The organism is Corynebacterium sp. zg254 (genome assembly GCF_024701495.1).
GTDB classification, from domain to species: domain Bacteria; phylum Actinomycetota; class Actinomycetes; order Mycobacteriales; family Mycobacteriaceae; genus Corynebacterium; species Corynebacterium zhongnanshanii.
The window spans coordinates 123,493-145,045 of sequence record NZ_WIAR01000001.1; the positions used below are offsets into that span (position 1 = coordinate 123,493).

The window sequence follows — 21,553 nt, forward strand, 5'->3', positions numbered from 1 at the left end:
GTTTAGCCCACCGATCCTTCCATCTGCAGTTCAATCAGGCGGTTCAACTCGAGCGCGTACTCCATCGGCAATTCCTTCGCGATGGGCTCCACGAAACCGCGCACAATCATGGCCATGGCTTCTTCTTCTGGCAATCCACGGGACATGAGGTAGAACAGCTGATCCTCAGACACCTGGGAGACTTTGGCCTCGTGACCCAGCGTGACATGGTCATTGCGAATGTCGTTGTATGGGTAGGTGTCCGACCGGGAAATGGAATCCACCAGCAGGGCGTCACACTCCACGTTGGACTTGGAGTGGTGCGCGTCCTTGTTGATCTGCACCAGGCCGCGGTAAGCCGCGCGTCCACCGGCGCGCGCCACGGACTTGGACACGATATTGGAGCTGGTGTGTGGCGCCATGTGCACCATCTTCGCTCCGGTGTCCTGGAACTGGCCCTCGCCAGCAAAAGCGACGGACAGAACCTCACCCTTAGCCTGCGGGCCGGTCATCCACACGGCAGGGTACTTCATGGTGACCTTGGAGCCGATGTTTCCATCGACCCATTCCATGGTTGCGCCCTCTTCGCACTTGGTGCGCTTGGTCACCAGGTTGTAGACGTTGTTCGACCAGTTCTGGATGGTGGTGTAGCGGCAGCGTCCACCCTTCTTCACGATGATCTCCACCACGGCGGAGTGCAGGGAATCCGTCTTGTAGATCGGAGCGGTGCAACCCTCGACGTAGTGCACGTACGCATCCTCGTCCACGATGATGAGGGTGCGCTCGAACTGACCCATGTTCTCCGTGTTGATGCGGAAGTATGCCTGCAGCGGGATGTCCACGTGCACGCCCTTAGGCACGTAGATGAAGGAACCGCCGGACCACACGGCAGTGTTCAGAGCAGAAAACTTGTTATCGCCGGCGGGGATTACCGTGCCGAAGTACTCCTCGAAGAGCTCGGGGTAGTCGCGCAGTCCCGTGTCCGTATCCACGAAGATCACGCCCTGGCTCTCCAGGTCCTCGCGGATCTGGTGGTAGACAACCTCAGATTCGTACTGTGCCGCCACACCTGCGACCAGGCGCTGGCGCTCAGCCTCAGGAATGCCCAGCTTGTCGTAGGTGTTCTTGATGTCCTCTGGAAGGTCTTCCCAGGTCTGGGCCTGCTTTTCCGTGGAGCGCACGAAGTACTTGATGTTGTCGAAATCAATGCCGGACAGGTCGGCGCCCCAGGTAGGCATGGGCTTCTTGTCGAAGATCTCCAAGGCCTTCAGGCGGCGCTCGCGCATCCACTCCGGTTCGTCCTTCTTGGCGGAGATGTCTCGCACGACCTCTTCGTTGAGGCCACGTCGAGCGGACGCTCCGGCCTCGTCGGAATCGTGCCAGCCATAACCATAGGCGCCGATGGAGTTGATGATCTCTTCATCAGTCTGCGGTTGTGGGGTTTGTGCAGCTTGTGTCATAGGTTCTTGTTAGCTTTCCTTCTTGGGGGAAGGGGAAATGGTCGTAAGCGGAATGTGAGTGGTGCAAATACCGTTACCGTCGGCGATTGTAGCCAAAGGTTGGGTGTGTTGACCGAGCAGTTCCGCAACCACCCGGTGTTCAGCCGCGCAGAGCTCGGGGAACTCGTGCGCAACATCTTGGATTGGGCAGTGATGGCGACAAATCTGTACGCCAGTCGCAGCGTCGTTAACAGTGGCGGCGTAGCCCTTTTCCGTCAGCCGCTCTGCGATGAACCGTGCCCGGGCGACCACATCATCGGAGGAAGGAGCCCCTTCCATCTCTTCTGCAGATCCCAGAAGTTCGATGATGCGTTCGTGAGCAAAGTTTTCAACTGCCTCTTCTCCCCCGGCGTTTCGCAACGCGCGAAGAGCAAGTACAGCCAAGGTGTCGTAATCATGTCCGAATTTCGCCCGGCCCTTATCGGTCAGGCGAAAGAGTTTTGCGGGACGTCCGCGTTGCCCGGATTTGGGTCCGGTGACGGTCTCGGCAAGGCCTTGGGCGACAATATTGTCCAAGTGTCGCCTCACGCCAGCGGCGCTGAGTCCGAACTCGTCACTGATGTCGGTGGCGCTGACGGGGCCGTGCCTAAGTACGTGCATGAGGATGCGGTGGCGCGTATCGGCTTCACTGTGTTGAGTGGTGCTCATGGGGCCTCCTTCGTTCCTCGATCGTACTCCGCAAAAAGGATTAGACAACACGAGTGTGTCGTAAATCTGAGTAATTGTCTACTAAGGTAAGCCTGAAATATAGGGACACACATCGCGAAACAACATCGCTTTTGGGCAACGCGCGGGTAGGCTCAATAGCCATGACGTCTTCCCCGGAGCCCTCAGCGCACGGTTTCTTTCGCTCCTGCGCCGCGCTGATGCCGCGCCTCGGTGCAGCCGGGTCCCGTTTCTCCCGGCTCCACCTGGAGACTTCGCTGGACGACGACGAGCTCACCGATCACAAGCATATGGGTGTGGAGGCCCACCAGTTCCCTGAGTATGTGGAGTGGGATTCAGTGTCCCGGCGCCGCCTCCACATCGCCACCCTGGTGGGAACGATTGGCTCGGTCCTGCTGGCTGTCGGTGGTCTGGGCGCCGGGGCGTTTCCGGTGATCGGCAATCCTTATTGGGAAATCCCACTGGTGGGGATTCTGGCCCGCATGCTGCACACCACTACCGTCATGTGCTTCGTGGGTATCGCCCTGTTGGTGCTGGGATGGTTCCTGTTGGCTCGGTTTACACTGCCGCGCCGCCACCGCGTGATGCTGTATCTTCCACCGCGCACGCTCTGGCGGATTTTCGTGTGCTGGACCTTCCCCATTCTGTTCACGGCACCGATGTTCACCCAGGACATCTATTCTTATCTGGCTCAAGGGTCGATCACCGCGCAGGGCATTGACCCGTATTCCGGAGGGCCGGTGGATCTGCTGGGCGTACACAACGAGTTAGCGCGGTCGGTGCCTCTCATGTGGTCGCACTCCCCGTCCCCGTATGGCCCGGTGGCGATGACGTATGGCGCAGTGATCAGCCTTGTGACCAACGATTCCATCGTGCTGGGGATTTTGTGCCACCGTGTGGTGTCCATCGCGGGCTTATGGATGTCCGCATGGGCGTTGTCCCGCTTGGCGCGTCGCTGCGGAGTGGCCCCACAGACGGCGCTGTGGGTGGGCGTGTTGAACCCCCTGGCGATCCTGCACCTGGTGGGTGGCATCCACAATGAGTCGGCGATGATGGGCTTGCTGTTGATGGGCTTCGAGCTGGTGCTGACGGGGCTGCAGGATCAGGATCGTTCATCCCGACGCCGAGCGTTGGTGCTCGCAGGTTTCATCTTGATGTCGATGGCGGGCTTGGTGAAGGTGACCGCGTTCGTCGCTTTGGGTTTTGCGGGCGTGGCGGTTGCGCTGTGGCGAGGTGGTCGGATTATTGATCTGCTTCGGGCTGCCGTCTTTGCGGCAGTGGTGGCGGCGCTGACGTCGATCACCTTGTCGCTCGTGACGGGAACGGGCTTCGGATGGATCACCTCCCAGGGCGGGGCGGCAGAGATCGTCAGTTGGATGTCGCTGACCACCTTGACGGGGCTGGCCAGCAACATCCTCGCGATGTATTTGGGTTTGGGCGATCACCTGAATGCCTCACTGTTTCTCTTCAGAGCTTTGGGCGCGGGTGTTGCTGCAGTGTGGCTGGCGCGCATGTTGTGGGCGGCGTTTAAGAGCCGTATTCACCCGCTGGGTGCCTTCGGCGTGTCCACGCTCGTGATGATTTTCTTCTTCCCCGTGGTGCAGCCCTGGTATCTCCTGTGGGCCATCATGCCCCTGGCCGCGTGGGCGAATCGGCGGGCATTCCAGCAAGCGACCGTGCTGTATTCCACGGCCTTTAGCTTCGCCATTCTGCCCCGTGGGTTGGGTCTGCCGCCCCTGACGGTGGTGTATATCTATGCGATGTCTGTGTTCGTATTGGCTGTGCTATTAGGGGTGTTCTGGCTGATTGCACGCAGTCATCCGGAGCTACGGCAGGCACTGGCCAGTACCCGCATTCAGCACCTTCAGCGAGTGCGGGAGGCACAGGGGCAGGCGAAGCAACAACAATAATTGTGCGGTGGATCACGCTAGCTGAAGTTCAGGGTGTGAGGGGCACAAACTAAGGTGGAGAATTGTGAAAGAAAACAGCGACACACGGAGCCAGCAGCCAGTCCTGGAGTTGAATCATGTGGTGAAAGCCTTCGGGTCTCATACCGCAGTTAATGATCTCTCGCTGACTGTCCATGCCGGTGAAGTTGTTGCCCTGCTTGGTCCCAACGGCGCAGGAAAAACCACCACGGTGGAAATGTGCGAAGGCTTTCAGAAACCCACCAGCGGAAGCGTGACCGTATTTGGTTTGGATCCCCATGCCCAGACGGACGAGGTGCGCCGCCGCATCGGTGTGATGCTGCAGGGCGGTGGCGCGTATCCAGGCATCCACGTGGGCGAGATGCTGAACCTGGTGGCAAGCTACTCTAGAAACCCCCTGGATACCGAATGGCTGCTCCACACTGTGGGACTGGAGCGGCACGTGAAGACCCCCTACCGTCGCCTCAGTGGTGGCCAGCAGCAGCGCCTTAGTTTGGCCTGCGCCCTGGTGGGCCGCCCAGAGCTGGTTTTCTTAGATGAACCGACCGCGGGGTTAGATGCACAATCGCGCATCGCGGTCTGGGAGTTGATCCGCGCGCTGCGCCGCGACGGTGTGGCCGTGGTGCTGACCACGCACCTCATGGACGAGGCCGAGGCTCTGGCCGATCACGTGGCCATCATCGACCGAGGTAGCCTGGTCGCCTTTGGTACTCCAGCCGAGATGACGGCAGGAACTTCCCAGAGCCAGAGTCTGACCGTCGTTGTGGATCAGGAACTGGATGAAACTACCCTCAACGCTCAGGTCTCGCCGGCCTCCATCGAGGAGATCAAGCCCCTGCATTACGAGTTCACCACGCCGGGGCCGGTCTCCCCTGCCCACGTCACGGCCCTGGCCCAGGCCATCGAGAGCCAAGGCGTGCTGATCCGCAGCCTGAGCGTGGACCGGCGTTCTCTGGAGGACGTGTTCTTGTCCATGACGGGACGAGAGATCCGGCAATGAGACGCAGGACTGACACGGCGAGATCGATGACCAGCCATACCGCGACAGGCCGCACAGAGTACACCGAGACAGACCGCCAAGAGTAAGGAAGAATTCAGTGAGCGAGCGATTTTCCCCCGGCACATTTACCCCTGAGCCGGCCATGGCGTCGAAAAGGACAATTGTTGCCTCCCAGGCCAAGGTGGAGTCCTTGCTCTTCCTCCGGCACGGCGAGCAGCAGTTGTTGTCCATGATCATTCCCTTAGGCGTGTTGATCGGGCTGTCGCTGCTGCCCATCGTGGATATGGAGGATCCGGTCCACCGCGTCTTTCCGATGAGCATGGCCGTGGCGCTGATGGGTGCAGGCTTTACGGGACAAGCCATTGCCGTGGCTTTTGACCGACGCTACGGCGCGCTGAAACGCATCGGCGCCTCTGGCGTTCCCAAGTGGGCGCTGATCAGCGGAAAGGTTGTGGCCGTGCTGGCCGTTGTAGCCGTGCAAGTGGTCATTCTGACGGCTGTGGCACTGCTGCTGGGGTGGCACATGAGTCTGCCCGGCCTGCCAGCGGCACTCATCATCGGCGTGGTGGGAGTGGCGGCGTTCACCAGCCTGGGATTGTTCCTCGGCGGAACATTGAGCTCCGAGATGGTTCTGGCGCTGGGCAACACTATCTGGTTCATCTTCATGGGCGCTGCCGCGTACGTCACGATGGCCACGGAACTCAGCGAGTCCGCCACGCGCTTCCTTATGCTCATCCCCTCCGTGGCGCTCATGGAAGGGCTGCAGGATGCGTTCACCGACGGCGCGTTCAACATCCTGGCCTTCGTGATTCTGGCCGGATGGGGTGTGCTGGGGGCCGGCCTGGCGCTCAAGACGTTCTCCTTCACCATGAACTCGGACTAACTCGATGAACTCACGCACACAGTCACCCGCACAGCCCCTAACAACTTCTTTTAAGGTGCACCTTCCATGAACACTGACCTCATCCCCGACACGCTGCGCAAGCGCCAGGACTCAGCCACAGGCTTCGACCGCATCATGCTGCCTATCTACCGTGGCTGGTATCGCGTGGATGCGTCGATTTTTAACCGACGCTCAAGCGTGCCTCCCATGAAGCGGCAGTTCATCTATGCGCTGATCATGCTGATCGCCCAGACCGGCATCACGTTTACCGGTTCGTTGGTGCGCATTACCGGCTCCGGCTTGGGTTGTGACACCTGGCCCCAATGCCACCCGGGTTCCTTTGTTCCCGTCTCGGGAAGCGCTCCGTGGATTCACCAGCTCATTGAGTTCGGCAACCGCATGCTGACCTTCGTGGTGGCTCTGGCCTGTGTGCTTGCCTTTACGTCGGTCCTGCGTGCCGCCCGTCGTACTCAGATTCTGCATCTGGCGTTCTTCCAGGGAATCGGAGTGATCCTGCAGGCCGTGATCGGTGGAATTACGGTTCACCTGGACCTGGCCTGGTGGATGGTGATGGCCCACTTCCTACCATCGATGATTCTGGTGTTCTTCGCCGCCAAGCTCGTGATTCGTGTGACGGAGCCCGACGATGGTACCAAGACCAACCTCATGGCCAAGCCGCTGCGCATCGCCATGGACCTGTCCGTGCTGGCTTTGGCTATCAACCTGGTCACGGGAACGATGACCACCTCTGCGGGCCCGCACGCCGGTGATGCGGCGATCCTTCCGGAACACCGCCTGCAGATTCCGTTGTTTGAAATGGCGCAGGTGCACGCTCACTTCATGTACCTGTACCTGGGCCTCACGGCCAGCCTCATCGCCGGGTTGTTCGCGACGAAGACCACGCGCCAGGTACGTCGCACCGCATGGTGGGTTGTTGCAGCCATCATCGTTCAGGGCGGAATCGGCATCATGCAGTACCAGCTGGGAGTGCCGCGCTGGACCGTGCCGCTGCACGTCATTGGAACCGGCATCGTGACGGCTCTGGCGGGCCTGTTCTGGGCTCAGAAGTTCCGCTGGACGGGCGGTTCCGCGCACGCTACGGGATCTGTTGAGGGCGACGCCGCCCGCGCCGAATAGCGCTAGACACCCAACGGTGCTAGACGCCGAACCGCGCGAGCGGTCGAGACGGGCTAGAAGCCGAGCAGCTGCCAGACCGTGTCCCAGCCCAACACGGCGTCCACGGACAGAGCCACGAAAAGCACGGACAGGTAGTTGTTCGACAGGAAGAACAACTTCATGGGCTTGACCGGCGTACCGGCCTTCACACCAGAGTGCAGGCGGTGCGCCATAATGATGAACCACGCACCGGAGGCCACCGCCGCGACCGCATAAATCCAGCCCGCAGCCGGAACCAGCAGCAACGACGTGATGACCGTAGCCCAGGTGTACAGCAGAATCTGGCGTGTCACCTCCAGCGGTGGCTTAACCACGGGCATCATCGGCACACCCGCAGCCTCGTAGTCCTCGCGGTAGCGCATCCCCAGCGCCCAGGTGTGAGGCGGGGTCCAGAAAAAGATGATCATGAACAGGATGATCGCCTGGGACCAGGACGCCCAGCCGGCATTCAGCGCACCCACAGTGTTATCGGTGGTGGCAGCCCAGCCAACAATCACAGGCATGCAGCCGGCGGCACCGCCCCAAATGACGTTCTGCCAGGTCCGGCGCTTCAGCCACTTCGTGTAGACAAAGATGTAGAACCAGTTGGTAAGAACAATGAAGAACGCGGCGAGCCAGGACTTGCAGAGGAACCCCAGCCACAGGACGGACAGAATCAACATGGCCCACGCGAACACCCGGGCCTGCCCTACGGTGACGGAGTCCTTGGCGATCGGGCGGCGTCGGGTACGGCGCATCACCTGATCGATGTCGTAATCCGCAACCATGTTGAAGGTATTGGCGGCTGCTGCACCCATCCATCCACCGATCAGAGTCAGCAGAATAAGGCCCAGGTGTATATCGCCGCGTGCGGCCTGCAGCATAGCGGGAATGGTCGCTACCAAGAGTAGTTCGATAACCCTAGGCTTGGTCAAAGCAACATAGGCCTTAACTCTGTCAGCGATCTGATTCACCGCTTGCCTCGCCTCCAATACACGATTTCACACGTCTGTTCTACGCTACCCGAGTTGAGGCTGAACACGAAAACAACACAGGCGTTTCGGACAGATGTGACTATTCGGGGTTAGGATAGGTTTTATCTGTAAAAAACGTGGCGCGCAATTGCATAAGAATTGCAGCATAAGAAAGGCTTCATTCGTGACTCTGTCTCCGGAACTGTCCGCCCTTACCGTCCGTAATTACCCAGCTGAGTGGACTGACACAGACACCCGTGCCGTGGACCTGGCACGCGTTTTGGCCGCCGACGCCGTCGAGAACTGTGGATCCGGCCACCCAGGAACGGCCATGAGCCTCGCTCCCCTGGCGTACACCCTCTACCAGCGCGTGCTGCGCCACGACCCGCAGGACACCCAGTGGGTAGGCCGCGACCGCTTCGTCCTGTCCGTGGGACACTCCTCCCTAACCCAATACATCCAGCTGTACCTCGGCGGATTCGGCCTTGAGTTGGAGGACCTGAAGGCACTGCGCACCTGGGGCTCCAAGACCCCGGGCCACCCAGAGGTGGGCCACACGGACGGCGTGGAGATCACCACCGGGCCACTGGGCCAGGGCCTGGCCTCCGCCGTGGGTATGGCGATGGCGTCCCGCCGCGAGCGCGGGTTGTTGGATCCGGACGCGCCTGCCGGCAAGTCTCCTTTTGACCACTACATTTACGTCATCGCCTCTGACGGTGATGTGCAGGAGGGCGTGACCGGCGAGGCTTCCTCCCTGGCGGGCACCCAGCAGCTCGGCAATCTGATTGTGTTCTGGGATGACAACGGCATCTCCATCGAGGACGACACCACCATTGCCTTCACCGAGGACGTCTCCAAGCGCTACGAGGCCTACGGCTGGCAGACCCTGAAGGTCACCGGCGAGGACGTGGAAGGCATCCTGGACGCCGTGGAGCAGGCCAAGAAGGACACCACCCGGCCTACCTTCATCCGTATGCGTTCGGTGATCGCCTACCCCGCACCCACCAAGATGAACACCGGCGGCTCACACGGTGCAGCCCTGGGCACAGAGGAGATCACTGGCATCAAGAAGGAGCTGGGATTCCCCGATGAGCCGTTCCCCGTCGAGGATGAGGTTGTGGAGCACACCCGCAAGCTCGTGGAGCGCGGCGCCCAGGCGCATGCGCAGTGGAACAAGTCCTTCGACGAGTGGGCCACGGCCAACCCTGAGAAGAAGGCCCTGCTGGACCGTCTGACCGCCCGTGATTTGCCGTCTGATTTCGACGCCGAGCTTCCCACCTGGGACGCTGGTGAGTCCGTGGCAACACGCAAGGCCTCTGAGGCTGCCTTGCAGGCCCTCGGTAAGACCCTGCCTGAGCTCTGGGGCGGCTCCGCGGACCTGGCAGGATCCACGAACACCATCATTAAGGGGGAGAAGTCTTTTGGCCCCGAATCCATCACCACCAACGCGTGGACCACGGATCCGGCAGGCCGTAACTTGCACTTCGGTATCCGCGAGCACGGCATGGCCGCCATTTTGAACGGCATTGCCCTGCACGGCCTGACCCGCCCGTACGGCGCTACCTTCCTGCAGTTCTCCGACTACGCCCGAGGCGCCGTGCGCCTGGGCGCGCTGATGGAGACTGACGTGTACCACGTGTGGACGCACGACTCCATCGGTCTGGGTGAGGACGGCCCGACCCACCAGCCTGTCGAGCACCTGGCCGCGTTGCGTGCGATCCCGAACCTCGCTGTGCTGCGCCCTGCCGATGCGAACGAGACGGCAGCGGCATGGGCTGCAGCGCTGAAGGCGCCAGCCGGTCCGAAGGCTTTGATCCTCACCCGTCAGAATGTTCCCGTGCTGGACGGTACGAAGGACAAGGCCGCCGAGGGCGTCTCTAAGGGAGCGTATGTCCTGGTGGAATCCTCCACGGACACGCCTCAGGTGATCCTTCTGGCCACCGGCTCCGAGGTTCAGCTGGCCGTGGAGGCCGCGCAGGCTCTGGAGAATGAAGGCATCGGCACGCGGGTGGTATCCGTGCCCGTCATGGAGTGGTTCCTGGAGCAGGACGCAGACTACATCGAGTCCGTCTTGCCGAGCGACGTCACAGCACGCGTATCCGTGGAGGCCGGCATCGCGATGCCGTGGCACCGCTTCACCGGCCTGCACGGCCGCAACATCTCCCTGGAGCACTTCGGTGCCTCCGCGGACTACCAGACGCTGTACCGTGAATTCGGTATCACCGCGGACGCTGTGGTCGCCGCGGCGAAGGACTCCCTCAAGCAAGCTGGAGGTGACCAGTAATGGCAGCACCACAGACTATCGCGGCATTGTCCTCGGCGGGAACGTCCGTATGGCTGGATGACCTTTCCCGAGACCGCATTAAGACCGGCAACCTCGCAGAGGTGATCGAGACCAAGGGCGTGGTGGGTGTGACCACCAACCCTGCTATCTTCGCCACCGCTATGACCAGCGGCAACGCGTATGATGCCCAGCTGAAGGAACTGTCCGAAGCCGGTGTGGGAGCGGATTCCGCCGTCTTCGATATGGCTATCGATGACGTTCGGGACGCCTGCGACATCTTCGCACCGGTCTTCCGGGACACCGACGGCGTGGACGGCCGGGTCTCCTTGGAGGTTGATCCCCGCCTCGCCAAGGACCGCGAAGCCACCGTGGCGCAGGCCAAGGAGCTGGCCCACAAGGTGGATCGCCCCAACCTGATGATTAAGATCCCGGCCACGGAAGAGTGCCTCCCCGCCATCACCGATGTCCTGGCGGAAGGCATCAGCGTGAACGTCACGCTGATCTTCTCCGTTGCGCGCTACCGCCAGGTCATGCAGGCCTTCATCGAGGGCATCGCGGCAGCTCGGGACAACGGTCACGATATTTCCACGATCCACTCCGTCGCATCCTTCTTCGTCTCCCGGGTGGATACGGAAATTGATAAGCGTCTGGACGCCATCGGCACCGACGAGGCGCTGGCACTCAAGGGCACGGCCGCCGTGGCCAACGCCCGCCTGGCCTATGCGGCCTTTGAAGACGCGCTGCTCAACAACCCGGACTGGGAGGAGCTTCGCGCGGCGGGAGGCCGGACGCAGAGACCACTGTGGGCGTCGACGTCGGTCAAGGATCCATCCTTGCCTGACACGCTCTACGTCACTGAGTTGTCCGGGCCGCACACGGTGAATACCATGCCGGAGGCCACTCTGGATGCCACGATCGACCACGGTGAGGTCACGAGCGATACGCTCAGCGGCACCGGAGAGGCGTCCCACGAGGTGTTCAGTAAACTCTCGGACCTTGGTATCGACCTCGCTGACGTGTGGACCGTGCTGGAGACTGAGGGCGTGGACAAGTTCGTGGCGTCCTGGCAGGACTTGCTCGCGGCATTGGATGAGCAGCTGCGCTAACATTACGGCGCCGCGTCGTTCTCCAGCACCACTCCCCAACCATTATCGACCCTAAGAGGACAGCATCGTTCATGACTAATGACCACGCCGACCAGTGGACGAACCCCCTGCGCGACAGGCTGGACAAGCGCCTGCCGCGCATCGCGGGACCATCGGGACTCGTGATTTTCGGAGTTACCGGAGACCTCGCACGTAAGAAGCTGCTGCCGGCCGTGTACGACCTGGCCAACCGTGGACTGCTTCCCGCGGGATTTTCCCTCATCGGTTATGGACGACGCGACTGGTCCAAGGAGGAGTTCGAAGGACAGGTCGCGGCCGCGGTCAAGGAACGGGCCCGCACCCCGTGGCGCGAGGCCGTGTGGAAGCGCCTCGCCGAAGGAATCTTCTTTGTCACGGGCGACTTCACCACGGATTCCGCCTTCGATGAGCTGGCGGCCAAGACCCGCGAGATCGACGAGGAACGCGGCACCGCCGGCAACTGGGCCTACTACCTGTCCGTCCCGCCGGACCACTTCCCGCAGGTGTGCCATCAGCTGGAACGCTCCGGCATGGCGGACACGTCGGACGGTGGATGGCGCCGCGTGGTCATCGAAAAGCCCTTCGGCCACGACGAGGAATCGGCTCGCGAGCTCAACAAGATTGTGAACGATGTGTTCCCCGAGTCCAGCGTGTTCCGCATCGATCACTACCTGGGCAAGGAAACCGTGCAGAACATCCTGGCCATGCGCTTTGCGAACCAGCTGTTCGATCCGTTGTTCAACAGCCACTACGTGGATCACGTCCAGATCACGATGGCTGAGGATATCGGCCTGGGTGGCCGCGCCGGATATTACGATGGCATCGGCGCTGCCCGCGACGTGATCCAGAACCACTTGCTGCAGTTGCTGGCTCTGATCGCGATGGAAGAACCCGTGACCTTCCACCCGGCTGAGCTGCAGGTGGAGAAGATCAAGGTGCTGCGCGCCACCAGGCCTGTAGGCCCCTTCGCGCAAACCACCGCGCGCGGCCAGTACACCTCGGGCTGGCAGGGCTCGGAGGAAGTCAAGGGGCTCCGCCAGGAGGATGGCTTCGATCCCGAGTCCACCACGGAGACCTACGCCGCGGCCACCTTTGAAATTAATTCCCGACGCTGGGCGGGCGTCCCCTTCTACCTCCGCACCGGAAAGCGGCTGGGGCGCCGCGTCACGGAGATCGCCTTGGTATTCAAGCAGGCTCCTCACCTGCCCTTCGGGCCCGGACAGATCAACTCCTTGAGCAACAATATGCTGGTCATCCGCGTGCAACCGGATGAAGGTGTGCTGGTGCGCTTCGGATCGAAGGTCCCCGGATCCACCATGGAGGTCCGCGATGTGAACATGGACTTTTCCTACTCAGAGGCCTTCACGGAGGAATCCCCGGAGGCTTACGAGCGCCTGATCCTGGACGCCCTGCTGGACGAGGCGTCCCTCTTCCCCACCAACGAGGAAGTGGAGCTGTCCTGGAAGATCCTGGATCCGATCCTGGAGTATTGGGCCGAGAGCGGCCGTCCGGAGGACTACCCGGCGGGTACGTGGGGTCCTCAGGGGGCCGACGAGATGATGAGAAGAAATGGCCGCGAATGGCGCCGTCCATAGCGAGCAGTGCCGAGAACTTTTGTGGACACCCTAGGAAGAAATAAAGGACGCAAGGATGATTATTGATCTTCCCGATACCACCACTCAGGCCCTCAGCAAAAAGCTACGTGACGTGCGTGAAGAATGGGGCGAGTTAACCATCGGTCGCGTGCTGACGTTGATCGTGGTGGCCAGTGGCGAGGACGACATCGACGCCATTTTGGATACCCTGCACGACGCCTCACGAGAGCACCCCTCTCGCGTGATCCTGCTGGTGTCCCATGGCGACGCGGACAACAACACCCTGGATTGCCAGATCCGCATGGGTGGCGACGCCGGCGCCTCCGAGGTGATCGTGATGCATCTCCACGGCGCCCTGGCGAAGCACTGCGCGTCGGTGGTGACTCCCCTGCTGCTACCGGACACACCGATCGTGGCATGGTGGCCGGGTAAGGCGCCGCGCAATCCTGCCGCGGATCCGATTGGTGCCATCGCCCAGCGCCGCATCACCGATGCGTGTGTGGAGGGTGATCCTGATCCTTTTTATCGACGCCGGCTCACCTATTCCCCGGGCGACACGGACCTGGTCTGGTCTCGCATTACCTTGTGGCGTGCCGTGCTGGCCTCGATGGTGGATCGTCCTCCGCACGAGGAGATCCTGTCCGCGGAGGTGCATGGTCCCGCCCTTGATCCGTCGGTGGATATCGCCGCAGGATGGCTCGCTGACCGGCTGGATGTGCCCGTGTCTCGCATCACCACGGATGCGGACGCGATCCCGCGCGACGACCACGGAGAGATGACCCTGGGTATTCAAAAGACGGTGCTGTACCGCCCGTCCGGGCAGTCCATCGTGGAGATTGTGGATGCGTCCACTGCCTCGTTGACGGTGGCGGGCAAAACGAGCTTGGTGACGTTGTCCCGACGTGTGCTGGCTGACTGCCTGGCAGAGGAGCTGCGCCACCTGGATCCGGATGAAACCTACGGGCGGGCACTGCGCCGCCTCGTGAGGGTGCACCGTCCGGGTCACTCCATGAACCGTGCGGCGGCTACGGGAGTGGCTGCTTCTGATACCACCGACGACTTTGAAGGATCGCATCGCTAATGACTAACTCGGATGTCACCATTCGTGTCTATGAGAACCAGACGGCACTGGCTCAGGCCGCAGCCCGGGAGTTTGTGGCGACGGTGTGCACGCTACAGAACACGAAGAACATGGTGAACGTGGTGCTCACCGGCGGTGGTGCTGGTGTGGAGACGCTGCGCCAGATTGCTGCCCTCGACGCCGCGGCGCGCCAGCAGGCGGAGTCCTTCCCCATTCAGGCTATTGATTGGAATCGGGTGAACGTGTTCTTCGGTGATGAGCGCTACCTTCCCGAGGGTGATCCCGAGCGCAACGATACCCAGGCGCAGGAGGCCTTGCTGGCGCACGTCGACGTGCCCGAGTTCAATATCTTCCGCTACGCAGCCCCATCGCCCGAGGATGATTATGCCGGTGAGGGGCTGGATCGTGCGGCTGAGTCCTATGCGCAGCTGATTCAGGAACATGCGCCCGACGGGTTCGATGTGCACCTGCTGGGCATGGGTCCCGAGGGGCACATCAATTCGCTGTTCCCCCACACCGAGGAGCTCCTCCAGCCGAAGGATTGTGTGGTGCCCGTACGAGACTGCCCGAAGCCTCCGGCCAACCGTGTGAGTCTGTCCATCGACGCGGTCAACGACGCGGACCACGTGTGGCTACTCGTCGCCGGAGCGGCGAAACGCGAGGCTGCCGTACAGGTGGCAGAAGGTGGAAATGGCGCCCAGTGGCCAGCTGCGTTGGCCACTGGGCGCCAGTCCACGGTGTTGTGGGTGGACCAGGAGGCACAGCCCTAATCAATCGTGAGGTGATGACTTCATGGCGGAGGGCTTCTCCGTAGTGGAGGGCGTCTTATCCGTAGTGGAGGACCAAGCCCAGCGCCATGATGGCGATCAGCCACACCACAGCGGTGCCGACCGTCAAACGATCCAGGTTCTTTTCTGCAACGGTGGAACCGGACAAGTTGGTCTGCATGCCACCACCGAAGAGGCTAGACAGGCCACCGCCCTGTCCCTTGTGCAGCAGCACGGACAGGCCCAGCAAGAGGCTGGTGATGACCAGAATGATCTGCAAGGCGAGGATCAATGTCTTCCCTTTTCTTCGCGTCTATAAGTCTAAAGATAACAGCACAAATCTACCCGCCGAGGCGGGGGAAAGCAACGTGACGCGCTGCCTTTTCGCCGTCGAAGGCTAGCGCCTCGCAGCTCCCGCCACGAGGCGAGCAAAGTCAGCGCCGTCGAGGCTTGCCCCACCGACCAGGCCACCATCCACATCAGGCTGGGCGATCAGCTCGCCGATGGAATCGGCCTTGACCGAACCGCCGTAGAGAATCCGGATGGACTGCGCCGTCTCCGCAGAGGTCAGCTCCTCCAGAAGCCCACGGATCGCGTGGCACACTTCCTGCGCATCCGCGGCGGAGGCAACTTTTCCCGTTCCGATGGCCCACACGGGTTCGTACGCGATGACCGTACGGGCCAGATCCTCGGCCGACAGTCCCTTCAGTGATTCGCGGGTTTGCGTTACCACATACTCCACGTGCTCCCCTGCCTCACGCACATCCAGTGGCTCACCCACGCACACGATGGGGCTCATGTTGTGCTTCAGCGCGGCGGTGGCCTTGCGGGCGACAAGCTCATTGCTTTCCCCGTGGTATTCACGGCGCTCGGAGTGGCCCACCACAACCCAGGAGCATCCCAGCTTCGCGAGCATCGCCGCGGACACCTCGCCGGTGTAAGCGCCGGACTCGTGCACGCTCACATCCTGCGCACCATAGGTGAGCAGCAGCTTGTCCCCGTCCACCAGGGTCTGCACAGAGCGAATATCGGTAAACGGTGGGATAAACGCCACGTCCACGTACTCGTAGTAGTCCTTCGGCAGGGCAAAGTCGAACTTCTGAACAACCTGCAGCGCCTCAAGGTGATTTAAGTTCATCTTCCAGTTACCGGCGATGAACGGCTTACGTGTTGCGGCCATGACTAGTCCTCCAGAACTTCCACACCCGGCAGCTGCTTGCCCTCGAGGAACTCGAGGGACGCGCCACCACCGGTGGAGATGTGGCTGAAGCCCTCTTCGTCTAGACCCAGGGTGCGCACTGCGGCGGCCGAGTCTCCACCGCCCACGACGGAGAACGCACCGGCCGCGGTGGCGTCGATAATGGATTGAGCAACGCCCTTTGTGCCGGCGGCGAAGCTCTCGAACTCGAATACGCCCATGGGGCCGTTCCAGAACACGGTCTTGGCGGACGCCAGGATCTCGCCGAAGGCAGCGGCGGACTCCGGTCCGATGTCCAGTCCCATCCAGCCCTCTGGGATGGAGTTCAGATCCACGGTGCGGTGAGCGGCGTCCTTGCTGAAAGTCTCCGCGACCTCCACGTCCACGGGCAGCGCAATGACGTCGCCGAAACGCTCCAGGAGGTCCTTGCAGGTATCAATCATGTCCTCCTGCAGCAGCGAACCGCCGACGGCGTAGCCCTTGGCCGCCAGGAAGGTGAAGCACATGCCGCCGCCGATGATGAGGTGATCGACCTTCGGCGCCAGCGCCTCGATCACGCCCAGCTTGTCGGAGACCTTGGAGCCGCCCAGCACCACAACATAGGGCTTCTCAGGGGCCTCGGAGACCTTCTTCAGGACGTTCAGCTCAGCCTCCACGAGGCCGCCGGCGTAGTGCGGAAGCTTCTTGGCCACGTCGTACACGGAGGCCTGCGCGCGGTGCACCACACCGAATCCATCGGACACGAAGGCGCCATTGTCGGCGGTCAGCACCGCCAGCTCCGCGGCGAAAGCCTCGCGCTCGGCGTCGTCCTTGGAGGTTTCACGGGCATCGAAACGAACGTTTTCCAGCAGCAGAATGTCGCCGTCGTTCAGTCCGTTCGCCCGCTCATGGGCGTCCTCGCCCGTGACATCCGACGCCAACGGCACCCACTGATCAAGGCGCTCCGCCAAAGCCTCGGCCACGGGCTCCAGGGAGAGTTCGGGGCGAACCTCGCCCTTCGGGCGGCCCAGGTGTGCCGCGACGACGACGCGGGCACCGGCGTCCAGCAGCGCACGCAGGGTGGGGATCGAGGCATCAATGCGGCCGGGGTCGGTGATGGTGCCCTCGGACAAAGGAACGTTGAGGTCCGCGCGGACCAAGACGTGACGGCCTTCCACGCCTTCGTTGATGAGGTCCTGAACTGTCTTCACAGTCATGTGGTTGTTCTCCATTTCTTGGTCTGTATCAGTGCCATTAAACAGTGACATCCACCCGTGGTGCGTGATTGCCTCGCGGGTGGAGTCCATAAGGGGGTAGTCGGCTCGTTGCTTAGAGTCGTTCGCCAACGTAGGTGGCCAGGTCGACCAGGCGGCAGGAGTAGCCCCACTCGTTGTCGTACCAGGAGACTACCTTCACCTGGTTGCCGATGACCTTGGTCAAGCCGGAGTCAAAGATGGACGAATGTGGGTCAGTGACGATGTCCGTGGAGACCAGCGGCGCGTCGTCGGAGTAGGACGCGATGCCCTTCAAAGGGCCCTCGGCAGCCTTCTTCAGAGCGGCGTTCACGGTCTCGACGGTGACGGGCTTTTCCGTTTCGATGGTCAGGTCCGTCATCGAGCCGGTGATGATGGGCACGCGCACGGCGTAGCCATCCAGCTTGCCCTCCAGCTCAGGAAGCACGAGGGACACGGCCTTGGCCGCACCCGTGGAGGTGGGCACGATGTTCACAGCGGCGGCGCGTGCGCGGCGAAGGTCGCGGTGTGGTGCGTCGTGGAGGCGCTGGTCGCCGGTGTAGGCGTGAACGGTGGTCATAAGTCCCTTGACGATCCCGAACTCATCGTTGAGGACCTTGGCCAGCGGTGCCAGGCAGTTGGTGGTGCAGGAGGCGTTGGAGATGATGTGGTGGTTCCCCGGGTCGTAGGACTCGTGGTTGACACCCATGACGAAGGTCGCGTCCTCATTCTTCGCCGGTGCGGAGATGATGACCTTCTTGGCGCCGGCCTCGAGGTGGGCCTTCGCGTCCTGGGCGTTGGTGTAGCGGCCCGTGCATTCGATCACGATGTCGGCACCCAGCTCGCCCCACTTCAGGTTGGCCGGATCCTCCTCTTCAGTGACGGTGATGCGCTTGCCGTCCACGGTGATGGACTCGTCATCGTGCTCGACGGTGGCGTTCAACGGGCCTAGCACCGAGTCGCGCTCCAGGAGCGCAGCCAGTGTTGCGTTGTCGGTGAGGTCATTCACACCCACAACGTCAATATCCGCGCCATAATCGCGAATGGCGCGGAAGAAGTTGCGGCCGATGCGGCCGAAGCCGTTGATGCCAACCTTGATAGTCACAGTGGGGACTCCTCGTTGTTGTGGGGATATGTTTACTACCCCCGAGGATACGCGGGAAATGCCCACTGTGCCGGGCAGATCGCAGGAGGCTAGTCCAGGTTGTCCAGCATCTCCGGCTTCACGGCGTGGTGGGTATCCTCGATACCCAGCTCTTCGGCCCGCTTATCCGCGGTGGACAGCAAACGGCGGATACGGCCCGCCACCGCGTCCTTCGTCATGGGCGGCTCGGCCTTCTGACCCAGCTCCTCCAAGGACGCCTGGCGATAACGCACGCGCAGGTGGCCGGCCTCCGCCAGGTGCGACGGCACATCATCGCCCAGGATCTCGAGGGCGCGTTCCACGCGCGCCGCAGCCATCACTGCGGCGCGGGCGGAACGGCGAAGGTTGGCGTCGTCAAAATTGGCCAAGCGGTTGGCGTCCGCACGATTCTCACGGTGCTTACGCTGCTCCTCCCACTGAGCCCGCGAGTTCTCCGCCCCCATCAGGGACAGCAGCGTGGAGATGGAATCACCATCACGAATCACCACACGGTGGATCCCCCGGGCCTCCTTCGTCTTCGCGGTGATATCCACACGGCGAGCACAGCCCACCAACGCCAGCGCGGCTTCGTTGCCGGGGGTGGATACCTCCAAGGCACTGGAGCGCCCCGGTTCGGTGAGGGAACCATGAGCCAGGAACGCGCCACGCCAGGCAGCCACACATTGATCGGTGGTACCGCCAATGATGAAGCGCGGTAATCCCCGCACCGGCCGCCCCGCGCGGTCGATCAGATGCGTACGGCGAGCGAGCTCCGTGCCGCCCTCCGACCACTTGATGATGAAGCGCTGATTGCGCCTCAAGTTTCCAGCGCCGATGGTTTGCATCTCCGCGCGCAGGTGAAAGAGCGTCTCCACCTGGTCCATGACGCGTTGGGCGGTGCACAGGGAGTCCACCTCGGCCTCGACCACAAGGCGGCGGCCCACGACGTGCAAAGCTCCGCAGTAGCGCAATAAGCTGGCAACTTCCGCCACCATGACGTCCGGTTGCGTCACGTGGACGGCAGCTATCTCAGCCTTCACTTCCCCTGTCAGGGCCATCGGGTTGTCCTTTCACCGTTGGTAGTCACACACTAGTGACCACTATACAAATTGACGTTGTCTGGGCTGCCGAGTCACTCATGTGGAGAACCGGCAGCCCGCACACCTGTTAGAGCGATTCCGGAAGTTCCTTCAGCGTCCCGGCCGATTGCGCACAGAAGATTTCTTGGAACACAGTCGCTACCTTGTCCGCCTTGTGCGTATCGGTCCAGCGGCCACGGCCATCGTCTTCACGCACGTCGCGGAAGAGGATCCGCGCCCCCAGCTTTTCCGCGGCGTTGCGCAGCTGCCGTTTATCCCGCGCGTTCGGGACGCTGGACGGATCTGCAATGACGATATCCATACTCAGGTCGTGGGCATGCTGGTGCAGCATGTGCAGGTGGTGCTCCATAGACATGCCGGACATCTCCCCGATCTCCGGCACCAGGTTAAGCAGCAAGACCTTCGGCGCGTCCGAGCCATTCATCGCCTCCACTAGCTGAGGCACCAGGACGTGCGGAATCACGCTGGAAAACCAGGATCCGGGCCCCATCGTCACCAGGTCGGCGTTCGTGATTGCTTCCACAGCGGCCGGCGATGCGTTGGGCTTGTCGGGAATGAGCCGGACGCGCCGCACCTGTCCCACCGTCGACGCCACGGCCACCTGCCCCCGCACGCTCACGATCTCCTGCGGGTCCTCTTCTATATCGGCCACCGCGGCCTCCAGGTCCAGCGGGATCGGACACATGGGGATGACACGCCCGTGCACCCCGAAGAGGTCTCCGATTTCGTCGAGGGCCGCCAGCTCGTCCCCCATCACCTGGGCAAGGCCCGTGATGAGGAAGTTGCCCACGGCGTGCCCCTTCAGGGCGCCCTTACCGCCAAAGCGGTGCTGGATCGTGTTCTGCCACAGCAGCCCACGCTCCGTGTCCTGGGCCAAGGCGGCCAGCGCCATGCGCAGATCGCCCGGGGGAAGGCAGTCAAACTCGCGCCTCATGCGTCCCGAGGAGCCGCCGTCGTCGGCAACGGTAACGATGGCACTCACGTGATCGGCCACGATGCGTGCGGCGCGCAAGGTATTGAACAGGCCGTGCCCGCCGCCCAGGGAAGCAATGCGTGGGATTCGAGGGGCTGCGTGGTTGAGGTCAGTCATGGGAACCTACTTCGCCAGATCTCGGTGAGACACCCGCGCCGTCAACCCCTGCAGGTCGAAGCGGCGCTGTAGCTCCTCGGCCAGGGCCACGCTACGGTGGTGACCGCCGGTGCAGCCTACACCCAGGCTGAGGAACTTTTTGCCCTCGTGGATAAACCCGGGAATTGTTGCCATGACCATGTTTTCCGCGGCATCCAGAAATGCGGTGGAATCCGGCTGACCCAGAACATAATCCTTGACCTGCTGGTCAGTTCCGCGGAATCCCTTGAGCTCGGGAATCCAATAAGGGTTCGCCAAAAAACGCGCGTCGAGCAGCATGTCAATATCCTTTGGAGGCCCATGCTTAAACCCGAAGGATTGAATATTGATCCGGAATTGCGCGCGGCCATCCCCGGTAAAGAGCTCTTCGATAGTGCGGCGCAACTCGTGAACATTGAGGGTGGAGGTATCCAACACGATGTCCGCATTTTTGCGCAGATCCGCCAGGATCGCGCGTTCCTGGTTGATGCCGTGCTGCAACGTGCCCTCTTCCTGCAAGGGGTGCGTGCGGCGTAGCGCCTCGTAGCGGGAAATGAGGGTCTCGTCGGAGGCATCGAGGTACAGTACCGTGGGGCGCTTACCCGCCCGCTGCAGGGTGCTCAGCACCCCGTTGAGGGAGCCCGCGAACGCCAGGGAACGGACGTCGGTGGAAATGGCCAATCGCTCGATGGGCGAGTCATCCTCGCAGGTCATCTCCACCATGCGCAGGATCAACTCGGGCGGCAGATTATCCGCAACGTACCAGCCCATGTCCTCCAGCACTGCGGCGGCGGCCTTCTTTCCCGCACCGGAAATGCCGGTCAGTACAATCAGTGACGGCGATGAATTGTCGGAGGATCGTTCGGCAGCCTGCATAG

General features: G+C 62.1%; 19 protein-coding genes. 9 read left to right on the top strand and 10 right to left on the bottom strand.

Translation table 11 applies throughout. From position 1 onward, the window contains the following. Window positions 1-2 precede the first annotated feature (2 nt). Together sufB and GC425_RS00595 are read right to left on the bottom strand one after the other, a co-directional pair. Window positions 3-1,439, bottom strand: a complete 1,437-nt coding sequence (sufB, locus tag GC425_RS00590; protein WP_151841533.1) for a Fe-S cluster assembly protein SufB — start codon at window positions 1,437-1,439, stop codon at window positions 3-5. A 9-nt stretch (window positions 1,440-1,448) separates the two neighbouring features. Next, window positions 1,449-2,126: a metalloregulator ArsR/SmtB family transcription factor gene (locus tag GC425_RS00595; protein ID WP_151841534.1), complete on the bottom strand. Its 678-nt coding sequence runs from the start codon at window positions 2,124-2,126 to the stop codon at window positions 1,449-1,451. A 161-nt stretch (window positions 2,127-2,287) separates the two neighbouring features. Here GC425_RS00595 and mptB point away from each other — a divergent pair, with 161 nt between their 5' ends. From mptB to GC425_RS00615, 4 genes are all read left to right on the top strand, one after another. Further along, window positions 2,288-4,054 (top strand): polyprenol phosphomannose-dependent alpha 1,6 mannosyltransferase MptB, encoded by a 1,767-nt coding sequence (gene mptB, locus GC425_RS00600; RefSeq protein ID WP_187767964.1) that lies wholly within the window; start codon window positions 2,288-2,290, stop codon window positions 4,052-4,054. 64 nt (window positions 4,055-4,118) lie between these two features. After that, window positions 4,119-5,072, top strand: coding sequence for an ABC transporter ATP-binding protein (locus GC425_RS00605; RefSeq protein WP_225733013.1), 954 nt, complete (start codon window positions 4,119-4,121; stop codon window positions 5,070-5,072). A gap of 142 nt (window positions 5,073-5,214) precedes the next feature. Next, window positions 5,215-5,955, top strand: coding sequence for an ABC transporter permease (locus GC425_RS00610; RefSeq protein ID WP_151844301.1), 741 nt, complete (start codon window positions 5,215-5,217; stop codon window positions 5,953-5,955). Between the two features lie 66 nt (window positions 5,956-6,021). After that, the gene (locus GC425_RS00615; protein ID WP_374707620.1) at window positions 6,022-7,092 is read left to right on the top strand and encodes a heme A synthase; all 1,071 of its coding nucleotides are present in this window, start codon (window positions 6,022-6,024) and stop codon (window positions 7,090-7,092) included. A 53-nt stretch (window positions 7,093-7,145) separates the two neighbouring features. On the opposite strand, the gene GC425_RS00620 is transcribed toward GC425_RS00615, so the two are convergent. After that, the gene (locus GC425_RS00620) at window positions 7,146-8,084 is read right to left on the bottom strand and encodes a heme o synthase (protein WP_151844156.1); all 939 of its coding nucleotides are present in this window, start codon (window positions 8,082-8,084) and stop codon (window positions 7,146-7,148) included. 184 nt (window positions 8,085-8,268) lie between these two features. On the opposite strand from GC425_RS00620, the gene tkt reads away from it, so the two are divergent. From tkt to pgl, 5 genes are all read left to right on the top strand, one after another. Beyond that, a complete protein-coding gene (gene tkt / locus GC425_RS00625; protein ID WP_151844155.1) occupies window positions 8,269-10,368 on the top strand; it encodes a transketolase in 2,100 nt (699 codons plus the stop codon). Further along, window positions 10,368-11,474, top strand: a complete 1,107-nt coding sequence (tal, locus tag GC425_RS00630; protein WP_151844154.1) for a transaldolase — start codon at window positions 10,368-10,370, stop codon at window positions 11,472-11,474. Before tkt ends, tal begins: the two co-directional genes overlap by 1 nt. Before the next feature lie 71 nt (window positions 11,475-11,545). Beyond that, entirely contained in the window at window positions 11,546-13,087 is a 1,542-nt protein-coding gene (zwf, locus tag GC425_RS00635) for a glucose-6-phosphate dehydrogenase (RefSeq protein ID WP_151841538.1), read from the top strand. Window positions 13,088-13,142: 55 nt separating this feature from the next. After that, window positions 13,143-14,168, top strand: coding sequence for a glucose-6-phosphate dehydrogenase assembly protein OpcA (locus GC425_RS00640; protein WP_151844153.1), 1,026 nt, complete (start codon window positions 13,143-13,145; stop codon window positions 14,166-14,168). Continuing rightward, entirely contained in the window at window positions 14,168-14,938 is a 771-nt protein-coding gene (gene pgl, locus GC425_RS00645; RefSeq protein WP_151844152.1) for a 6-phosphogluconolactonase, read from the top strand. The genes GC425_RS00640 and pgl overlap by 1 nt, the downstream gene beginning before the upstream one ends. Before the next feature lie 55 nt (window positions 14,939-14,993). On the opposite strand, the gene secG is transcribed toward pgl, so the two are convergent. The 7 genes from secG to rapZ all read right to left on the bottom strand — a co-directional run bounded on the left by secG (window position 14,994) and on the right by rapZ (window position 21,551). Further along, the gene (gene secG / locus GC425_RS00650; protein WP_151841541.1) at window positions 14,994-15,227 is read right to left on the bottom strand and encodes a preprotein translocase subunit SecG; all 234 of its coding nucleotides are present in this window, start codon (window positions 15,225-15,227) and stop codon (window positions 14,994-14,996) included. Window positions 15,228-15,332: 105 nt separating this feature from the next. Further along, a complete protein-coding gene (gene tpiA, locus GC425_RS00655; RefSeq protein ID WP_151844151.1) occupies window positions 15,333-16,115 on the bottom strand; it encodes a triose-phosphate isomerase in 783 nt (260 codons plus the stop codon). Window positions 16,116-16,117: 2 nt separating this feature from the next. Next, window positions 16,118-17,329: a phosphoglycerate kinase gene (pgk, locus tag GC425_RS00660; RefSeq protein WP_151844150.1), complete on the bottom strand. Its 1,212-nt coding sequence runs from the start codon at window positions 17,327-17,329 to the stop codon at window positions 16,118-16,120. A gap of 112 nt (window positions 17,330-17,441) precedes the next feature. Beyond that, window positions 17,442-18,449, bottom strand: coding sequence for a type I glyceraldehyde-3-phosphate dehydrogenase (gene gap, locus GC425_RS00665; protein ID WP_151844149.1), 1,008 nt, complete (start codon window positions 18,447-18,449; stop codon window positions 17,442-17,444). 89 nt (window positions 18,450-18,538) lie between these two features. Then, window positions 18,539-19,525 carry a DNA-binding protein WhiA gene (gene whiA / locus GC425_RS00670; RefSeq protein WP_151844148.1) on the bottom strand — a complete coding sequence of 329 codons (987 nt, stop codon included), beginning with the start codon at window positions 19,523-19,525 and terminating at the stop codon, window positions 18,539-18,541. Window positions 19,526-19,634: 109 nt separating this feature from the next. Beyond that, on the bottom strand, window positions 19,635-20,657 hold the full coding sequence (yvcK, locus tag GC425_RS00675) for a uridine diphosphate-N-acetylglucosamine-binding protein YvcK (RefSeq protein ID WP_151844147.1): 1,023 nt from the start codon (window positions 20,655-20,657) through the stop codon (window positions 19,635-19,637). Between the two features lie 6 nt (window positions 20,658-20,663). Then, window positions 20,664-21,551 (bottom strand): RNase adapter RapZ, encoded by an 888-nt coding sequence (gene rapZ, locus GC425_RS00680; protein ID WP_151844146.1) that lies wholly within the window; start codon window positions 21,549-21,551, stop codon window positions 20,664-20,666. Window positions 21,552-21,553: the final 2 nt, after the last annotated feature.